Below are 704 nucleotides of genomic sequence, written 5' to 3'. Positions count from 1 at the left end.
AACACTTCTTGGGTGTTGTATGGTTAAGCCTCACGGGTAATTAGTATGGGTTAGCTCAACGTATCGCTACGCTTACACACCCCACCTATCAACGTTGTGGTCTCCAACGGCCCTTTAGGACCCTCAAGGGGTCAGGGATGACTCATCTCAGGGCTCGCTTCCCGCTTAGATGCTTTCAGCGGTTATCGATTCCGAACTTAGCTACCGGGCAGTGCCACTGGCGTGACAACCCGAACACCAGAGGTTCGTTCACTCCGGTCCTCTCGTACTAGGAGCAACTCCCTTCAATCATCCAACGCCCACGGCAGATAGGGACCGAACTGTCTCACGACGTTCTGAACCCAGCTCGCGTACCACTTTAAATGGCGAACAGCCATACCCTTGGGACCGACTTCAGCCCCAGGATGTGATGAGCCGACATCGAGGTGCCAAACACCGCCGTCGATATGAACTCTTGGGCGGTATCAGCCTGTTATCCCCGGAGTACCTTTTATCCGTTGAGCGATGGCCCTTCCATTCAGAACCACCGGATCACTATGACCTACTTTCGTACCTGCTCGACCTGTCCGTCTCGCAGTTAAGCTGGCTTATGCCATTGCACTAACCTCCTGATGTCCGACCAGGATTAGCCAACCTTCGTGCTCCTCCGTTACTCTTTGGGAGGAGACCGCCCCAGTCAAACTACCCACCAGGCACTGTCCGCG

The 704-nt window shown here is 54.7% G+C and carries 1 rRNA gene; it reads right to left on the bottom strand.

From position 1 onward, the window contains the following. Window positions 1–19 precede the first annotated feature (19 nt). Window positions 20–704, bottom strand: a 23S ribosomal RNA gene (locus tag J9892_RS22395); the annotation flags it as partial.

Source organism: Aeromonas sp. Prich7-2 (assembly GCF_017939255.1).
In the GTDB taxonomy this organism is placed as follows: Bacteria; Pseudomonadota; Gammaproteobacteria; order Enterobacterales; family Aeromonadaceae; genus Aeromonas; species Aeromonas caviae.
The sequence above is the reverse complement of the archived record's forward strand: the minus strand, read 5'-3'. Positions and strand labels throughout refer to the sequence as shown.